Source organism: Salegentibacter sp. UBA1130 (assembly GCF_002311535.1).
Lineage (GTDB): Bacteria > Bacteroidota > Bacteroidia > Flavobacteriales > Flavobacteriaceae > Salegentibacter > Salegentibacter agarivorans.
Map to the genome: position 1 here is coordinate 49,757 of NZ_DCAP01000010.1, position 17,051 is coordinate 66,807.

Annotated in this window: 14 protein-coding genes and 1 pseudogene; 13 read left to right on the forward strand and 2 right to left on the reverse strand. The window is 32.3% G+C overall.

The window, feature by feature from the left end; all coding sequences use genetic code 11:
- Complete coding sequence (locus B4F31_RS03315; RefSeq protein ID WP_286760608.1) at positions 1-459, forward strand: HEPN domain-containing protein; 459 nt, start codon at positions 1-3, stop codon at positions 457-459.
- Between the two features lie 290 nt (positions 460-749).
- On the opposite strand, the pseudogene B4F31_RS18190 reads toward B4F31_RS03315, so the two are convergent.
- A pseudogene (locus B4F31_RS18190) lies at positions 750-1,019 on the reverse strand (IS256 family transposase); the annotation flags it as partial.
- A gap of 265 nt (positions 1,020-1,284) precedes the next feature.
- Here B4F31_RS18190 and B4F31_RS03320 point away from each other — a divergent pair.
- The 9 genes from B4F31_RS03320 (at position 1,285) to B4F31_RS03360 (ending at position 14,294) form a co-directional block, all read left to right on the forward strand.
- Positions 1,285-3,606, forward strand: coding sequence for an ATP-binding protein (locus B4F31_RS03320; protein ID WP_286760609.1), 2,322 nt, complete (start codon positions 1,285-1,287; stop codon positions 3,604-3,606).
- The gene (locus B4F31_RS03325) at positions 3,599-4,717 is read left to right on the forward strand and encodes a hypothetical protein (RefSeq protein WP_286760610.1); all 1,119 of its coding nucleotides are present in this window, start codon (positions 3,599-3,601) and stop codon (positions 4,715-4,717) included. Before B4F31_RS03320 ends, B4F31_RS03325 begins: the two co-directional genes overlap by 8 nt.
- Positions 4,704-5,477 carry a hypothetical protein gene (locus B4F31_RS03330; protein WP_286760611.1) on the forward strand — a complete coding sequence of 258 codons (774 nt, stop codon included), beginning with the start codon at positions 4,704-4,706 and terminating at the stop codon, positions 5,475-5,477. Before B4F31_RS03325 ends, B4F31_RS03330 begins: the two co-directional genes overlap by 14 nt.
- Positions 5,474-7,354, forward strand: coding sequence for an Eco57I restriction-modification methylase domain-containing protein (locus tag B4F31_RS03335; RefSeq protein ID WP_286760612.1), 1,881 nt, complete (start codon positions 5,474-5,476; stop codon positions 7,352-7,354). Before B4F31_RS03330 ends, B4F31_RS03335 begins: the two co-directional genes overlap by 4 nt.
- A 21-nt stretch (positions 7,355-7,375) precedes the next feature.
- The gene (locus B4F31_RS03340) at positions 7,376-8,677 is read left to right on the forward strand and encodes an HNH endonuclease (protein WP_286760613.1); all 1,302 of its coding nucleotides are present in this window, start codon (positions 7,376-7,378) and stop codon (positions 8,675-8,677) included.
- A gap of 165 nt (positions 8,678-8,842) precedes the next feature.
- Positions 8,843-10,912 carry an AAA family ATPase gene (locus tag B4F31_RS03345; RefSeq protein WP_286760614.1) on the forward strand — a complete coding sequence of 690 codons (2,070 nt, stop codon included), beginning with the start codon at positions 8,843-8,845 and terminating at the stop codon, positions 10,910-10,912.
- On the forward strand, positions 10,899-11,858 hold the full coding sequence (locus B4F31_RS03350) for a hypothetical protein (RefSeq protein ID WP_286760615.1): 960 nt from the start codon (positions 10,899-10,901) through the stop codon (positions 11,856-11,858). The genes B4F31_RS03345 and B4F31_RS03350 overlap by 14 nt, the downstream gene beginning before the upstream one ends.
- 381 nt (positions 11,859-12,239) lie before the next feature.
- Positions 12,240-13,535: a DNA (cytosine-5-)-methyltransferase gene (dcm, locus tag B4F31_RS03355; protein ID WP_286760648.1), complete on the forward strand. Its 1,296-nt coding sequence runs from the start codon at positions 12,240-12,242 to the stop codon at positions 13,533-13,535.
- A 42-nt stretch (positions 13,536-13,577) separates the two neighbouring features.
- Positions 13,578-14,294: an Eco47II family restriction endonuclease gene (locus B4F31_RS03360; protein WP_286760616.1), complete on the forward strand. Its 717-nt coding sequence runs from the start codon at positions 13,578-13,580 to the stop codon at positions 14,292-14,294.
- A 4-nt stretch (positions 14,295-14,298) separates the two neighbouring features.
- Here B4F31_RS03360 and B4F31_RS03365 read toward each other — a convergent pair whose 3' ends face one another.
- Positions 14,299-14,859 (reverse strand): hypothetical protein, encoded by a 561-nt coding sequence (locus B4F31_RS03365; RefSeq protein WP_286760617.1) that lies wholly within the window; start codon positions 14,857-14,859, stop codon positions 14,299-14,301.
- A gap of 774 nt (positions 14,860-15,633) precedes the next feature.
- On the opposite strand from B4F31_RS03365, the gene B4F31_RS03370 reads away from it, so the two are divergent.
- The 3 genes from B4F31_RS03370 (at position 15,634) to B4F31_RS03380 (ending at position 17,048) form a co-directional block, all read left to right on the forward strand.
- Positions 15,634-15,981, forward strand: a complete 348-nt coding sequence (locus B4F31_RS03370; protein ID WP_286760618.1) for a hypothetical protein — start codon at positions 15,634-15,636, stop codon at positions 15,979-15,981.
- 12 nt (positions 15,982-15,993) lie between these two features.
- Positions 15,994-16,236, forward strand: a complete 243-nt coding sequence (locus B4F31_RS03375) for a hypothetical protein (protein ID WP_286760619.1) — start codon at positions 15,994-15,996, stop codon at positions 16,234-16,236.
- A gap of 245 nt (positions 16,237-16,481) precedes the next feature.
- Entirely contained in the window at positions 16,482-17,048 is a 567-nt protein-coding gene (locus B4F31_RS03380) for a hypothetical protein (protein WP_286760620.1), read from the forward strand.
- Positions 17,049-17,051: the final 3 nt, after the last annotated feature.

Below are 17,051 nucleotides of genomic sequence, written 5' to 3' on the forward strand. Positions count from 1 at the left end.
ATGCATTACAGGATTAGAAACCAAATTTCCTCATTGGATGCATTATTTGATACAGCAGAAAATTTAACTGATGAGGAAATACAAGGACATTTTGCAAAATACCTATGTGTTAAAACTTCAGGTCTGTTTGAAAGCTTTATTAAATCTCAAATTGGTGATTTTGCTGATTCAACTTCTGCACAACCAATTGCTAAACATGTAAAAGCTAAAAACAAGAATTTCACAAATATTGATTATAGAAAATTGGATGGGTTTTTAAATTCATTTTCTCCAGATTGGTGGCAAAAATTTGAAGGCAAATTAACTCCGGATCTGAAAAGCTCCTTGAATTCAGTAATATCAAATAGAAATAATATAGCGCATGGCAATCCTGATAGTATAACCTTTGGAAATATGAAAACTCATTACTCAAATATGAAAAAAATTATTGAACTACTTGATTCTATTATTATAAGATAACTACCGCCAAAAAAGATGGTTCATCGCCAATAAGCGGCACCGTTAGTAAAAAAATAATTTACTTGACATACAAAAAAATACTAATCCGACAAATTCGCGTACTCTATGTGGTATATCAAATTTCATAAAACTTTATTCCTATATTCAAAACTTTAGTCTCAAGAGTTACTGAGCTCTTCTGGAAAGACTCAGTAGCAATAAGGCTTTCGACGGTGAATTTAGACTCCTTTTAAAGATGGGACGTTTTTTAAAGACACTATATAAAGTTAAAATATTAGGGGTTGGACTTTTTAAAGCCTGACGCTTTTATAATAGATCATAAGGAACTGATTCAAGATAACACCCCAGTTCCGTATAAGCTTTGACCACTTTTTAGAGGCTTTTCTTACAAATGATTTTTCTTATTTCTAGGGAAAACCTAAAAAATACCGTGAGATCTTCCCAGTTACGCTCTAACTCTTAACAGCATAAGAATATTTACTTTCCCAAAGTTCTGTCAAAACTTTCAGAGCAGCTTTAGGAACGTGCTCGTTAAGTGGATTGTAGACATGCTTCCAATCTATAATAATTATTTAAGGAATACCGGAATATTCTTCTATTCCAATATCCTATTTAGAACACAGCAATGCATATCCTCTTGCATCTCAGATCGAAAAAAGATTTTCAATGATTTAATGAGTTAGCTTTTTTACTTTAATTTTTATTAGTTATCTTTTTCTTTAAAGGTAGATTTACCAAATATCAAATTATTCAATGAACATACTTATATTCGAAGAATATAAAAACTATGATCATTCCGATCGGATAAATAATAGCATAAATTCCATGAAAAATATTGCCTCCGAGTTAAAAGCTTTGAAGGACGATTTAAACAAGGAGCTCCTTAAAGATAAATCTGATAATAACCTAATTTTAGAGCTTTCTCATAAGATTGCTCAATTAGATAATGAGAATGTTCGTTTTTCTGTAGATGCGGGAGTTATAAACAGATTAGGAAAAGAGCTAGTTGGCAGACATGAAACTGCAGTTGCGGAATTAGTGAAAAATGCCTACGATGCAGATGCCCAAGTTGTAAACTTATCTTTTTCAGATTGTGATAAACCTGGTGGCAGATTAATTATTGAAGACAATGGAGTTGGAATGACCAAAGACCAGCTCATAAAAGGTTTTATGACTATCTCCTCTAGCGACAAATTTCACAACCCTTTTTCTACACGATATGAAAGAACCAGAGCAGGGCAAAAAGGAATTGGAAGATTTGCTACACAACGGCTCGGATCTAAACTTCAAGTAATTACTCAAACATTTAATTCAGATAAAGCTCTGAAAGTGGTAATCGAATGGGATAAATTTGAAATGGATTCTAATCTTCTTCTTATTTCAAATAAAATAGAAGAAATTCCAAAAGTCAAGGATGAGGGAACTACATTAATAATTGATGATCTAAGAGATGTTTGGTCAATTCCTGCTATTAAAAGAGCCTTTCGCTATATATCAGAATTGCTACAACCTTTTCCTTTATCAAAACGGCTTGAAGAAAGTAAAGATGATCCAGGATTCAAAGTAAACTTTTTTAAAAATGATAAAGCGATAGTTAATGAGGAAAATGTTTTTTATAAAAACGCTACTGCCGAAATTGAAGGCTACGTAGATAACGCAGGCGATGGTTTTTATTCTTTAACGAGCAAACATTTTGAATTAGAGGATGAGCTCTATACTATAGGAGCAAATAGTAAAAATGAGGACTATAAAAAGTTTACTAGTTTAAAAAATATCCATATTAAGGCTTATTATTTTATTTACAATAAGGGATTGGTGCCTAAGCAAGTAGAGACAGCTATAAGACAGAACGCAGAAGATTTCGGGGGAATAAGACTTTATAGAAATGGTTTCAGAGTCCTACCTTACGCTGAAAAAGATAACGACTGGTTAGGGTTGGATAAATCTGTAAGAAGACGGATAATTCTAACTCCCCACGGCAACAACAATTTCTATGGCTTTATTGAAGTCCTTGATCAAGAAGGTGAGCTTTTTCAAGAATTATCTAGTAGAGAGGGGCTTCTAGAAAATCAAGCATTCGGGGAGCTAAAAGAATTTGCCTATAAAGTTTTGACAGATGCTACAATCAAAATTGGAGCTATAAGAGGTAGAAAGAAACGTTCCTCTCAAAAAGATTGGGATCAAAAAAAACCAAAACAGGTTATTGATGAAGTAGCAGACATTTTCGAACAAGCTGCTAATAAAAATAAAGGTGAGGAAAAAGATCCTCAAGAATCCAAATCAAGTCATGAGGCAGATGAGGAGAATAAAGGATTTTCCTCAGAAGATTATAAGGAATTTGCAAATAGATTACGAGAAAGTGCTAAACGTGAAGAGGAAGAAAAAGAACAATTATTACAAGAAGTTCAATTGCTAAGAATATTAGCTAGTTTAGGTTTAACAATTGGGGAGTTTGTCCACGAAATAAAACATCATTTAAGAGCTTTTGATCTGGACATTGATTTCTTATACCGTAAATTAACTCAAGATATTTATGCTAAACGTACTAATAGACTTAAAACAAACTTAAATTCTTTTAGCACATATACATCTTATTTCGATAAAGCCATATCTGAAAATGTAAATCGAGAACTAGAACCAGTAGCACTGAAGGATGCTATACGGTCTTTTTATAAGGTTATAAGGCCTGACGCCGAACGCACTGGAATAAAACTTGAAGAACCTAGGTTTGAAGGTTATGATTTATTTACTTGTCCAATGCATAATTCAGAATGGGCTTCTATTCTTTTTAATTTCTATACAAACTCAAAAAAAGCTATCAAACGAAAAGGTGTTCAAGGAAAAATTGGAGTACGAGCAGGGATATCTGGGAATGATGTGTTCGTTGAGTTTTCAGATAATGGAGACGGGATCCCAGAGCATAAACAGGAATTAGTTTTTGATGTTTTTTATACTACAAGTTCACCTTCAAATTCCGATGCTGCTGAAAGTGAAATTACCACTGGTACTGGTCTTGGTCTTAAAATAGTTAAGGATATTGTATCAGGCTATAGTGGAGAAGTATTTGTCACAAATTCTGACAGCGATTTTGTAACTACATTTAGAATTGAAATACCAAAAACAGAAATTAAACTTGAGAATGAGTAAATATAATGTTTTATATATTGACGATGATGCATCAAAGCATGGCCTTTCTCAGATAGAGCCAATGATTGATACACTGGAAGAAAATGAAACTTTGTCTATCAAACCATTTCAAAGTGGCCCATTTGACAAAATTTCTAAAAAAATTCTAGAAGTAATTGGGGATTATGATGCAGTAATATTTGATTACCAACTTGATGATCGAGCAAATGATGACGGAGAGACAGGAAATGTGAAGGCACCAGTTTTAGCACAACACTTGAGGACTGAAGCTACAAATACGGAAAAGGAAATAAAGGACGTACCATTTATTCTTTGCTCCACTGATGATAAACTCCAAAAATCTTATACTGCCGATCATACTAGCCATGATTTGTTCGATCTTCGATTCAGAAAAGACAAAGAAAATTTTTTAACAGTATCTGACCAAATTGTAGCTTTAATAGAAGGGTATGACAAAATAAGAAAATCAAAAGATTTAAGTGACGTTTTAAATACTGATCTTACAAGTTTAGATGATCGTATTTTCTCAAGATTCATAAATAATCCAAATGCTCCTGCCCATGAATTAGCTAGAACAATTTTAAAAGATCTTATATATATAGAAGGTCCTTTAATTAGTGAAGAAATATTAGCTGCCCGGTTGGGTATCGATCGATCTTCTCCTGATTGGAATTCATTATTAAAGGATTTTTTTTTCGAAGCTAAATTCAAGGGAGCTTTTGCAAATGGTTGGAATCGATGGTGGATGAATCTAGTAAATAACATTTTTAAGGATTTGACAGGATCTAACCTTGCTTCATTGGATGCTCTGGAAAGATTAGAAGGAATTAAGGTAAATACCGGTCTTAATCTTTCAGTTTCTGAGCGAATAGAAACCTGCAAAAGTTATCGCTATTGGACTCTATGTAAATCTTTTAATAAACCTCTTGATCCTCGAGAAGGTTTTAGAATTGCAATGAAAACAGAACCAAAACCCTGGCAAGATTACTCTTATATTTCTAAGCATGGTGCCGTAAATAGAATAGGTTTTGACGAAGGACTGGATGTCCACCCATCAGAATATGAAAGATATCGATTATTAATTGAAGAGCTTAAAAATGAAAAAAAATAAAGTTCCAAAAGATGTGAAAATTCATAGGCTGGAAATGGCGGAAGATTTATTGACTTTATCTAAGCTTTTAGAAAAATACTATATTAATACAGGTCAAATTAGGAATGCCGCCTCCCAATTGAAAGATGAAACGAAAGTAAGCAAAGTAAAACAATCAGATGAGATTGATTATTCCTTTTATGGATACAAGATTGATCCAATAGAATTTAGTTTTACGTCAACCCCGGAACATACACACCCTGAGGGTCTTGATGGCATGACACTTTCATTTGATATAAACCTAATTGCATCCTATCAAAAAGATTATTCTCATTCTGACCCTTTGAAACATTTAGAGTTTAATATTATTGTAATTGGATATAAAGATGATAAGGATCATATAATTTCATATCATCTAGATAGACATCCTGAAGGAGAAAAAGAACCCTTATCCTCACATCCAAAATATCACTTCCAATTCGGGGGCAGAAAATTAAATAAGGGGAAGCGCCACTTCGGTCAATCTATTATTCTAGACAGCCCACGTTTGATGCACTATCCAATGGATATTATTTTAGGAGTTGATTTTGTTCTTTCAAATTTCTTTCCAGAAATATGGTCTGAACTTAAGAAAAATGGAGAATATATTTCATTAGTTAAAGAATACAGAAATAGACTATTAAAACCTTATTTTTGCTCCTTAGCTAACCATTGGAGAGGTGAACTTAATGGAGCTTCGACATGGAATACTCATGAAATCTGTCCTCAACTATATACATGAAAAGTGATTTGTTATCATATCTAAAATCTTACTCATCTGATCCATTTGACGTTGACCGTTTAATTGTTTCAGCTTTCTTAGATTCGTTCAACCTAGAAAATTTAAATAATTTATTTCTTAATAAATATTACATACGTGAAAATGATAACGATTTCAATGTCCTAAAGGATTTCAAGGAAATTTGTGAATTCAGAGAGTTCGAAGATCTTATCAAGGTTTTTGAATTTGTGATCTCACCTCAAGAGAAAATTGTGACTGGTGCTGTTTACACGCCAAAGCAGATTCGTGAAAATATTGTTGAAAATTGTTTAAATGATACTAATGATATAGAAAATATTACTATTTGTGATCCCGCGTGTGGTTGCTCTGGTTTTTTATTAACTGCCTCTCAATTCATCTATGAGAGAACTAAAAAAACTTATTTTGAAATTTTTCGTGATAATATTTATGGCTTAGATATTCAAGAATATTCAATCATGCGATCTAAAATTCTACTGACTCTTTTTGCAATATCTCAGGGAGAAGTGGAAGAAAATTTTGAATTTAATTTATTTGAATGTAACGCCCTTAGTTTCCAGTGGCCTGATCATATCGATAATTTTCAAGGATTTCACGCGATAGTTGGAAATCCTCCATATGTATGTTCTAGAAATATTGATGACGAGTCCAAGAGTTTACTTAAGAATTGGTCGGTATGCTCTACTGGACATCCTGATTTATATATTCCATTTTTTCAAATTGGGATATCTCTTTTAAGAGAAGGCGGAAAATTAGGCTATATCACCATGAATACTTTTTTTAAAAGTGTCAATGGAAGAGCACTTAGAAGTTATTTTCAGGAAATAAGTTCAAGCTTGAATATTATAGATTTTGGAGCCTTCCAGGTGTTTGATTCTAAATCCACCTACACTTGTATATGCTTATTTAAAAACACTCCATCAACTCATTTAAATTATGTAAAACTAAAAAACCTTGGTGAGTTACTAGAAAATAATTTTACTTCAAAAAAGATTTCATATGAATCTCTTTGCTCAGAAAATGGTTGGAATTTAGAGGAGCAACAATTGATTGATAAAATTGAAGGTATCGGCAAACCTTTAGGTAAAAAGTTTAAGTCTCGTAACGGAATAGCCACATTAAAAAATAAGGTTTATATTTTTAACCCAATTAATGAGGATGAACAATTTTATTACTTAATGTCGGAAGGTATCGAATATAGAATTGAGAAGAATTGTTGCGTTGATATCGTAAATCCTAATAAATTAATTAAACTTGATTCTATTGAAACACTTCGAAAAAAAATAATACTCCCCTATTCATTAAACAATAACCAAATAAATATTATTGATGAAAATCAATTCTCAAATAATTATCCGAATGCTTATCGTTATTTAGTATCGAAAAAAGATGAATTAGCTAAGAGAGATAAAGGTAAAGGTGCAGAATATAATACTTGGTTTCAATATGGAAGAAATCAGTCTTTAGAACCGTTCTCTTATAAACTTTTATTCCCACATATCTCTCCCTATATTCCTAATTATGTAATCAATAATGAACCTAATTTGCTATTTGTAAATGGCTTGGCAATCGTATCGGAAGATCTAAGAGATTTAGAATATCTAAGGAAAGTTTTGTCTTCCAGAATATTTTGGTTCTATATAGTAAATACAAGTAAACCTTATGGTTCTGGATATTATTCCTTAAGCAGAAACTATATCAAAAATTTTGGCATTTATGATTTTACAGAAGAACAAATAAATTACCTAATTGATACAGATGATCAACATGAGATCGATTTATTTCTTGAAAGACTGTATGAAATAAATCTAGATCATTTTAATAAATTTAGACAGAAATTAGAATCTGAGGCGGCTTAAATCTTCAAGATATAAAGATTAATGACAGGAAAATCTTTAAGTAATTTACTTAAAATAGAAGCTTTTCATGCTCTATACAGGAAAGATGGGAAATGGTATCATAATTTAAAAAAATTCCCAGGAGTACTTTTCGATCTGAAAGGGTATATAATTTTTAAAACGAAGGAAGATTACATTACAAATCCATATTTAAAAATTACCAAGGATCTTCATATTAAAAACGGAATTAGTTCTTTGGCTGGATATCAATATTTTACACCACATCAAATAGAATTAATAAATAAAACCTCTTTTAAAGAAAATAAACTTTCACCTCCAAAAAAAATAGTTGAATCTGATGCTGTATCAACCGAAGACTTCGATAAATATTTCAGTTATTTTAGGAAACTAAAACGTGGTGTAAGCGGGCACTTAGGTAAAGCACCTCATAAGCCGGTTTTGCTTCTCGCCGTCATTAGAGGAATACGCAGAAACCAAATCCAAAATAAACGAATATTTATTACCCCAGAACTTATTTTAAACTTTAGGGAGACTTGGAACCAATTAGTGGATACGGGTCATACAGAGAATTTCGCGCTCCCCTTCTTCCATATGCGTTCAGAACCTTTCTGGCAGCTGGTGGCCAAACCGGGAATGGAAATAGGAATAACCCGCTCGGGAAGTATCAGGAGTTTCAAAAACTTACAGGAAACAGTGGCTTTTGCCCAAATCGACCCCGAATTATTTCTGCTATTACAACAGTCGCATATCTCTGAATTCCTCGAATCACATTTGTTACAACAGTTTTTTAATACTTCCCAAACCAATTACAGAAAAGACCAGGATTCGGCTGAAGAATCTCAGTTGGAGTACCAGATTCAACATTCCTCCGGAAAAGAGTACCGGGAAAGGTTATTTTTTCTTAAATCACAACTGGATGAAAGTCAGTACCAGGAAGAACTTTTTATAAGGGGTGGTTTATTTAAGCGTAGCATCCCAAAGATCTATGATCAGAGGTGTTGTATTTCCGGTATGCGTATTATGGGGCCGCCAAATATTCAAATGATCGATGCCTGCCATATTCACCCGTTCAGTATTTCCAATGATGATACCGTAACAAATGGTATTGCTTTATCCCCTACCTTACATCGTGCTTTCGACCGGGGACTGATAAGTATCACCCCAGATTATGAAGTCAAAGTATCAGGTTTGGTCAATGATAAAGATTCAGAATTTACTTTATCTCAATTTCAAAACAAACCTATATTACTGCCAAATAAAGAATCATGGTTTCCCTCAACTGAGTCCTTAAGCTGGCACCTTAAAAATATCTTTATAGAATAGTAGGAGTATTCTTAATAATGTAAACCTGTTTCGAATTTGGAGAAACATCTTTGTTGGCCCGTTTTAAAAACTTTTATTTCGGGAATTGAAATATTAGCTAACGCTACTCGTCGTATTGTAAAGTTTAGTAGGCACAAAGAGTTTAATTTAAATTAAAAATTTTAAATGGATAATGACTTTAGAATAATTGCAATTCAGCCTTTAAAAGGTTGCAAAAAGCGATTTAGAAAAAATCTGGAAATAGGTAAACTATATAAATTTTACGATGAATTTATTTTTCTTGACGAGAACGGAAATGAAATGCTACCTGGCAACAGAAATTTAAAATATATAAGGAAAAATAAAAAAATTCCAGAGAATTTATATAACCTTGAGAATGGACTTCAAGTAAATATCTCAGCAGTAGTGGGCAAAAATGGATCTGGTAAAAGTACCCTTCTGGAACTGTATTACGCCATTTGCTTTGCCTTAGCCTGTAAAGCTGAAATAATCAAAACATTTAGAAATACAGAGAACCATAGCCCTAGAGAAGAAGAATGGTTTTATTATGTATTGGAGGTATATAAAGAATTGAAGGTGGCTCTGTATTATTCTTATCAAGGTGAAATTTACTGCTTAGAAGCTTTAGATACCATTTTTGGTCTATCTATATATAAAAATACAAATAACGATTATTGTTTTTCAGAAGCTAAAAGCTTTTCTACAATATCGCACTTTAAAAATTTTTTATCTGAGAAATTTCCATACACCATAGCAATTAATTATTCCTTGTATGGATTAAATTCGGAATTTATGGGTCCGTGGGTGGAAAGACTTTTCCATAAAAACGATGGATATCAAACCCCATTAGTAATTAATCCTTTTAGAACAGAAGGAAATATTGATGTAAACAATGAATTACATCTGGCACAAACTAGGTTGCTGACTAATATTGTGATAGATAAAAATAACAAGGAAGTGAATGGCCAGATTATTTCAAAAATTGTTTACGAGAAAGATGATAAGAAGTACTCAGACTCTATCGGTAAGCCAGACTACAACCAAATATTTAGTGATTTTAAAGAATCAAATAAATTAGACGATATGGCTTTTCTAAAAAAAGTTGATTGTTTGATTTATAATAAAGAGGGGGATTATAAACAGCTTAAAGAAATAAAATTTGAAATTACAGCCGAGATAGGATTTATAGCAAATTACGTTTTCCGTAAAATTTTAAAAATATCCAACTATCCGGACTATCAAACCATATTCCTAAAAGAAGGAGTTCCGTTAAAAAACAAATATTTCTTTGACTTCTGCCAAAAGTTAAGTCTGGATAAAACTCATATAACTTATAAGTTACGCCAGGTTCTCAACATGTTACGCTTTAACCTAGTCCCGGGAGATTGGAATTATCTTGACAGGGGTGGTAAAAACAAGACCTATGATATAAAGGATTTGAATGAATTAAATTTTACCCTAGAGACTATTTTGAAGGGAAATAAAATGCTAGAAATTGAAGAATTAATTCCTATTGGTTGCTACAATGTAATCTTACAATCGGGGGATATAAGCCTGGCCAGTATGAGTTCTGGAGAACAGCATTTCGTACACTCCATACATTCTGTTCTATACCATATCTTAAATGTTGATTCAGTACCTAATAATATAGAATCCAAAAGAATTAACTACCCTTACGTTAATATTATATTGGATGAAATAGAACTTTATTACCACCCAGAATTCCAACGAAAATTTGTATATGAACTCTTAAGAAAGTTAAATGGACAAAGATTTAATAACATACAGGGGATCAATATATTATTTTCTACACATTCTCCCTTTATTCTTTCTGACATCCCTAAAGAAAATATTTTACGTTTAAAAAATGGAAAGGTAAAACCTTATAAAGAATCACACCAGACCTTAGGAGCTAATATACATGAGTTGCTCTATAATGACTTTTTTCTGGAAAATAGCTTTATGGGAGAGTTTGTAAAGAACAAAGTTTTAAATTTGATAGATCATCTTAAAGAAGAATCTGATGAAACGAATGCATCGAAAAACAATACTACAACAGCAGGTTTTGAATGGAATGACGCTAATTCAAAATTATTCATTGAACGAATTGGAGAACCCGTATTAAAAGACTCGTTATCTAAACTTTATTATCAAAAATACGAGATGACTTCTGAAATGATTGATGAAGAGATCGAACGTTTGCAAAACTTGAAAAGAAAAAATGATCGCAATTGATAAAGCACAAGTAGACAAAATCATTAAAAAAAGAAATACTGAGCTAAAAAGACAGCATAACCGAGCATATGATAAACTAGAAAAGCTTAAAAAAAACAATATCTTATCCCATAAAGAATCACATATTCTAAGACGTATTCTTCGTGGGTTTAAAAAATTTAGCCTTGTAACTTTATCTATAAACGAAATGGTAAACCTGTCTGAAGAAATTGGTATAATGCCCAAAACTCCAAAAAGAAAATTTGCCGGAAAGAATTCAAAAACATTTCTAAAAGATGAAATATTAAAGGCTTTAGGATACGAAACGAAAAGAGGGAGTTTTTATCCAGAATATTTTAGTGAACTTGGTATTAAATCATGTGTATATTGCAATTCTCAATTAACATTAAGCCTAAAAAAGGAGAAGATAGGTACTAAAAAGAAATATATTGCTAAATTTCAGGTTGATCATTACTATCCAAAGGCTAAATATCCTTATCTAAGTATTGCACTATTTAACCTTTATCCTACGTGCGCATCCTGTAATAATGCTAAGAAGGATGATGATATCCAATTTCAGCTTTACCAGGAAAGGCATGAAATTAATCATAACTTAATGGGATTTGAATTAGATCAAGCTCAAAAATCAAAATTTTTGGTAACTCGGGAAAGCAGAGAAATTGAATATACTTTCTTTAATAAGACATGTCCCGAGTATGATGAAAAATTTCATATTACGGAAATCTATAAGTCGCAAAAGGATGTTGCCGAAGATATTATCTTAAAATCTCAGACCTATGATAAAAATTTGCGTAAACAATTGAAGAAATTTGAAAATATAAACGATGCTCATATAGATAGGATAATCCTTGGTAATTATACAAATCCTAATGAAATACATAAACGCCCCATGGCTAAATTTATGCAGGATATTGCTAGGGAAGCAGGGCTTAAGATAAGCTTATAATTTCATTATATAGTATCCTTTGGAAACTTAATTTTCTATATTATATCAAAAAATTTTGAAATCAAAAAGAGACTATTGGAATCTCAACTGAATTAATTGCTTAGTAAGTATTGACAATTATTTTATGATTATCTTTTTCAGCCAAATAGGTTTATTTTCCATGGTCTTAATATAAAATCATAGCTCACCGAATATTCTTTTCTATTGAAAAGCTGTAAATTTTTGCTGAAATTTCCCGTATAAATATGCATATTGTCTGACACTTATTTAAATGCCTCTTTTCAAGGTCTATTTTCGCAACTTTTTTAAAATGCCAAAAACATCCTTGTTTTATTCAATCAAAAGCTATTATATTTGTAACCATGTATAATGTTGACTAATTTGGTTATGAAAGAATATTTTACTATTTCTGAGGTGGCTGACCTTTTGGGTGTTAGCAAAGAGACTTTAAGAAGATGGGACAATAATGATAAATTAAAGGCTACACGCCATCCAATAAATAATTACAGAGTTTACTCTAAGGAGCAACTTAAAGCATTCGATAAATTGCATTTTCTTTTCAATTCTGATAAAGCCAATGACAATCCTAAAGCCAATCATAACTATAATTCGATTGAATTATTTGCGGGTGCAGGGGGAATGGCACTTGGATTAGAAAAAGCCGGATTGAATTGTACATTCTTAAATGAAATAGACCACTGGGCTTGTGAAACCTTAAGAACAAACAGGCCAAATTGGTCAGTTATTGAAGATGATGTTTCTAAATTAGATTTTTCTGATTACAAAGGAAAAATAGACGTGGTTACTGGAGGGTTTCCATGCCAGGCTTTTAGTTATGCAGGAAAAAAAATGGGATTTAATGATGCACGAGGTACACTATTCTATGAGTTCGCCAGAGTTGTAAATGAAGTTAAGCCTTTAATTTGTGTAGGTGAAAACGTACGCGGTTTATTAAGACACGATAACGGAAATACAATTAACGGAATGAAATCCGTTCTCGAAGAATTAGGATATAGAGTCTTAAATCCTACTGTACTTAAGGCACTTTATTTCAATGTTCCTCAGAAAAGAGAACGCTTATTTTTAGTTGGAATAAGAGAAGACATTGAAACAGAGTTTTTATTTCCTAAACCCTATAAGAGGCAGTATAACCTGAGAGACGCCCTAAAAAAAGGTGACCTATATAATTGTGATGTTCCAGAATCCCAGGGTTCCCAATATCCAGCAAGAAAAAAAGAAATATTAGATTTGGTACCTCCTGGAGGATACTGGAGAGATCTTCCTTTGAAAATACAAAAAGAATATATGCAAAAGAGTTTTTATCTGGGAGGGGGCAAAACAGGCATGGCAAGAAGGATTAGTTGGGAGGAACCAAGTTTGACTTTAACTTGTAGTCCCGCTCAAAAACAGACTGAAAGATGTCATCCTGAGGAAACAAGACCTTTTACAATAAGAGAATATGCTAGAATCCAAACTTTCCCTGATAGCTGGATGTTTTCGGGTTCTGTTTCTAACCAATATAAACAAATCGGAAATGCAGTTCCAGTTAATTTGGCGAAGGAAATTGGACATTCAATCATATCATTTCTCAACAAAGCTTATAAAGAGTATAATCTGGAAAATAAGATTATTAATAGTAATCAAAAAATTATGGAATTTGAGGAGGCAGAGAGTTAATTTATTTTCGTTAAGTTTGAAATGCCAAAAAATTAACATAACATGCCTTATCTGAATTGGATTAGAGACGAAGATCTAATTAACGCTGTAAAACACATTATCCTTACTGCCCAAGCTGCTAAAGAAAAATCGGAAGTTAAATTTCATAGAAATGTTATTGACCCCTTTTCTGCCTTATTTCAAATTACCGGATTTAATCTAGATGGTGCTACCTGGTTAACTAGCGAAAAAACTAGACAGGCTGAAAAAGCTCTCCAAAATCATATTGGAGATTTTCATCAAAAAATTCTTGGAGAAGTTGACGGTTGGAGAAATTTGGGCATAGGTGGTAATATGGATTTGAAATCTGACGAACGTAGACTTTTAGCGGAAGTTAAAAATAAACATAATACTGTCACTGGCGGTTCCTTGTTTGATGTATACAAAAACTTAGAAGGGTTAGTAATGCCCAATAGCAGCATATATAACGGTTACACCGCGTACTTTGTGCAAATTATCCCCAAACGTCCTGAAAGATATAATATACCTTTCACACCTTCCAATAGAAAAACTTCCACAAGAGTGCATGCTAACGAACTCATCAGAATTATTGATGGAGCCAGTTTCTATGAACTAGTTACAGGAGAAGAGCATGCTCTAAAAGACCTTTTTGATGTTATTCCAGACGTGATTGAAAGTATTACTGAACGTAACTTAAGCAACCACGATAGGGAGGTGATGAATGATTTTTTCCGGAAAGCCTACATAGGAGATAATTAAAATATTAAGCTACTTTTATAAAACTTTCATCGCGCAAATCAAGTACGAAACTTGATTTGGCATTTCCTTTCCGATCGTTTACTCTTTGTTGATAAGAATGCTCTTTTGATTTTTTTAAAAAAGGAATTAGATCCTTAAAAGATATTTTATAAACACCATTTAAATATTCAACCTCTTTTGAAAACCTACTCATTTCAAATTTTACTGAATGCCATTCAACCCAGAAATAAATAACAATGTCAGGATATTTCCTGTAATATCTTATTGCATCTTTTCGATTAAAAACTACAGCATAAGTCGGATCGATTCCAAATAGTTTTTCTGCTTTAAAAAATGGTGTATTTTGTGTCTTTAAATCACACAAAATCTGTTCTTCATAAACTAAATCCGGCGCGTATGGATTTGTTGATTTTTCAGGATTAATCTTCAGTTTCAATTTATCACCGAATTTCTCTACAAAAGCCTCTTCGATTTGCTCACCGTTTTTACACCATAATTTTTTAGATTGTAAATCACTATGATTAACCTCTACCCCATTCTTATCATATAGCTTATAGTTTGTCATTAAAATTATTTTTTCTTTCAATTTACTACATTCACTCCTCATTTTAGAGGCTTACCCATCAAAGTTTATTAAACTTTCACTTGAAAATAGTTTTACCCATTCTTAAGCTTTCGATTTAAATCAGACCTATCATCACATAATTTTCCTTCAAGAACTCGCGAACATATGGGTTCTTGCTATTTTTATATATTCCTAAAGTTCATAAATGTTTTCTATGAGTACTCCATTAGAAAAAGTAACCTTACAGACTACCCTAAATCAAAGTAGACTGAACAATTTTCTATGATGTTCAGGAGATCCACCGGGTAATGGATAAAAACAGAGTTCAGCATAATTTTTAATGAAAAAGGGTGAAAACACCCTTTTATAAAAGAGACTAATAATGGTAATTGCTCCGGTAATAGAATTGAACTTTTATGAACTTATTCTATGCCATACTAACCGGAATTTTAATAGGTCTGATCATTTCTTTTATAATATCGATGATTTTTAAGCCTGAATGGTCTGTTAGACTTAAATTTGTAATTGCCTGCCTGGGATTAGCCCTTATTATTTCGGGGCTTTATTTCTATATTTAGCCAGGCTCGTTCTAATATTTTATGTCAAGATTTACTGTAAAAACTAAATCCTAACCTAGAGCCTTTATAGCTCTATAACTCTTGTTAGTTAGTATTCCGTCTGGTAAAAAGTAAGGAGAGACCTTACTTCTTTTATGGTGTTCGATAAATTCATGTTATCTAAAGGAAATATTTTTGTTTTACTAAAATTTTGAGAATGAAACCATCTGTACAATACAACGATAGAATAGGACACGCTTCGGCTGATATAGCTGGAATTAATTATGATGATATTGCTCAACGATGTAATCTGGGGGAAAGATATTCTATAATTGGAATTTCTCTTTATGGAACAACCGAACCCAATATTTCCCTGTTTTGTATAGACAATCACCAAAGCACCCCTGAAAATGAAGTGCTAGTTAAAGTTTACCCTAAGGTGGACCTTAATATTGATGACGTACTAGAGCGGTTAAATGTAACTATAAACATTTCAAATGATCCTCGATATAATAATCCAGAACTTGATACTGTGAGAGAAGTAACAATTGATGAAGATGATTAGCAAATTCGCCTAATGAATCATGGTTTTACTATCTCCGGTGGCGATTCTTTTGAAGAGAATTGTGGCGCAAAATTTAAAGTAAACACTACTAAACAAAAAGCGCACAACGATCGTGAAGAATATAATTGTCCTGAATGTGGTAAGACATCTACAAGGAGAGCTTCACTGCCTTTTAGAGATAGAAATATTAACTTAATATTACCAAGAACAGACGGTCGAACTGATCGTTACAATGGGGAAATCTTGCTTATTTGATCTGATTATACCGCTTATGTATCATTGAAAACCATTGGTGTGCAAAACCGTTATGTCCAGTTAACTTAGCACCCCATTATTCAAAGTAAATGAACATACTTCTTTATATACCCAGTAATTGAAATTTATTTCGCATAGTTTTCTTTTCCTATTTAGACAGCCTACCTCTGCTTTAGGGGGAAAATCCCCTTTTTAATTAACAGGATTTCATCTAATTTAATTTACTGAAAACCAGTGTATTAATTATGGAAAATGTTTTGTTAATTTTAGATACAAATTGCACTTTCGACATATGGGAGGTTATACTCGCGATACTTGTCGCGGCTTTACCTACTTTTATACTATATAAAGGACAGAAAAATTTAGCTGCTAAACAGCGAGACTTTATTAGTAATGTGGTAGAGGGAAAAATAATTGACTCCTATCTAAAGGGAAATCAAGCTAAACTAGAGAGTCATTACAACCTGAGATATGCAAAAATAATCACAAAAATTCTTGAAAATCCAATTCAAAAATTAGAGATTCTTTATTTGCCATTTTGGGGATTACAGTTTGATGAATTTTTACAAGCAAAAAAGAATACCATTAGCCTTGACTCATTTTCTAGTTGGATGTTGTCTCGGAATAGAGAATTCAATTCTGAATCTACCAATGAACTTCAAAATATAACAAAACTAGGTTGGAAGAAAATCAGGCCGGATTTTTTAGGCCTCGATGAAGAGTTTTGTGATTTTATTGATTGGTTAGAAAAAGAAAATAAACTTGACAAAGCACAGATTAAGAGTCACCTTCAAAATATTATTAACAAATAAATT

What these genes read in the sequence shown, in the direction of transcription:
- B4F31_RS03375 (WP_286760619.1), top strand. Translation starts at nt 15,994, where the DNA reads ATGAATCATGGTTTTACTATCTCCGGTGGCGATTCTTTTGAAGAGAAT.
- B4F31_RS03360 (WP_286760616.1), top strand. Translation starts at nt 13,578, where the DNA reads ATGCCTTATCTGAATTGGATTAGAGACGAAGATCTAATTAACGCTGTA.
- B4F31_RS03320 (WP_286760609.1), top strand. Translation starts at nt 1,285, where the DNA reads ATGAAAAATATTGCCTCCGAGTTAAAAGCTTTGAAGGACGATTTAAAC.
- B4F31_RS03370 (WP_286760618.1), top strand. Translation starts at nt 15,634, where the DNA reads ATGAAACCATCTGTACAATACAACGATAGAATAGGACACGCTTCGGCT.
- B4F31_RS03340 (WP_286760613.1), top strand. Translation starts at nt 7,376, where the DNA reads ATGACAGGAAAATCTTTAAGTAATTTACTTAAAATAGAAGCTTTTCAT.
- B4F31_RS03325 (WP_286760610.1), top strand. Translation starts at nt 3,599, where the DNA reads ATGAGTAAATATAATGTTTTATATATTGACGATGATGCATCAAAGCAT.
- B4F31_RS03350 (WP_286760615.1), top strand. Translation starts at nt 10,899, where the DNA reads ATGATCGCAATTGATAAAGCACAAGTAGACAAAATCATTAAAAAAAGA.
- B4F31_RS03315 (WP_286760608.1), top strand. Translation starts at nt 1, where the DNA reads ATGCATTACAGGATTAGAAACCAAATTTCCTCATTGGATGCATTATTT.
- B4F31_RS03335 (WP_286760612.1), top strand. Translation starts at nt 5,474, where the DNA reads ATGAAAAGTGATTTGTTATCATATCTAAAATCTTACTCATCTGATCCA.
- B4F31_RS03345 (WP_286760614.1), top strand. Translation starts at nt 8,843, where the DNA reads ATGGATAATGACTTTAGAATAATTGCAATTCAGCCTTTAAAAGGTTGC.
- B4F31_RS03380 (WP_286760620.1), top strand. Translation starts at nt 16,482, where the DNA reads ATGGAAAATGTTTTGTTAATTTTAGATACAAATTGCACTTTCGACATA.
- B4F31_RS03330 (WP_286760611.1), top strand. Translation starts at nt 4,704, where the DNA reads ATGAAAAAAAATAAAGTTCCAAAAGATGTGAAAATTCATAGGCTGGAA.
- B4F31_RS03365 (WP_286760617.1), bottom strand. Translation starts at nt 14,859, where the DNA reads ATGACAAACTATAAGCTATATGATAAGAATGGGGTAGAGGTTAATCAT.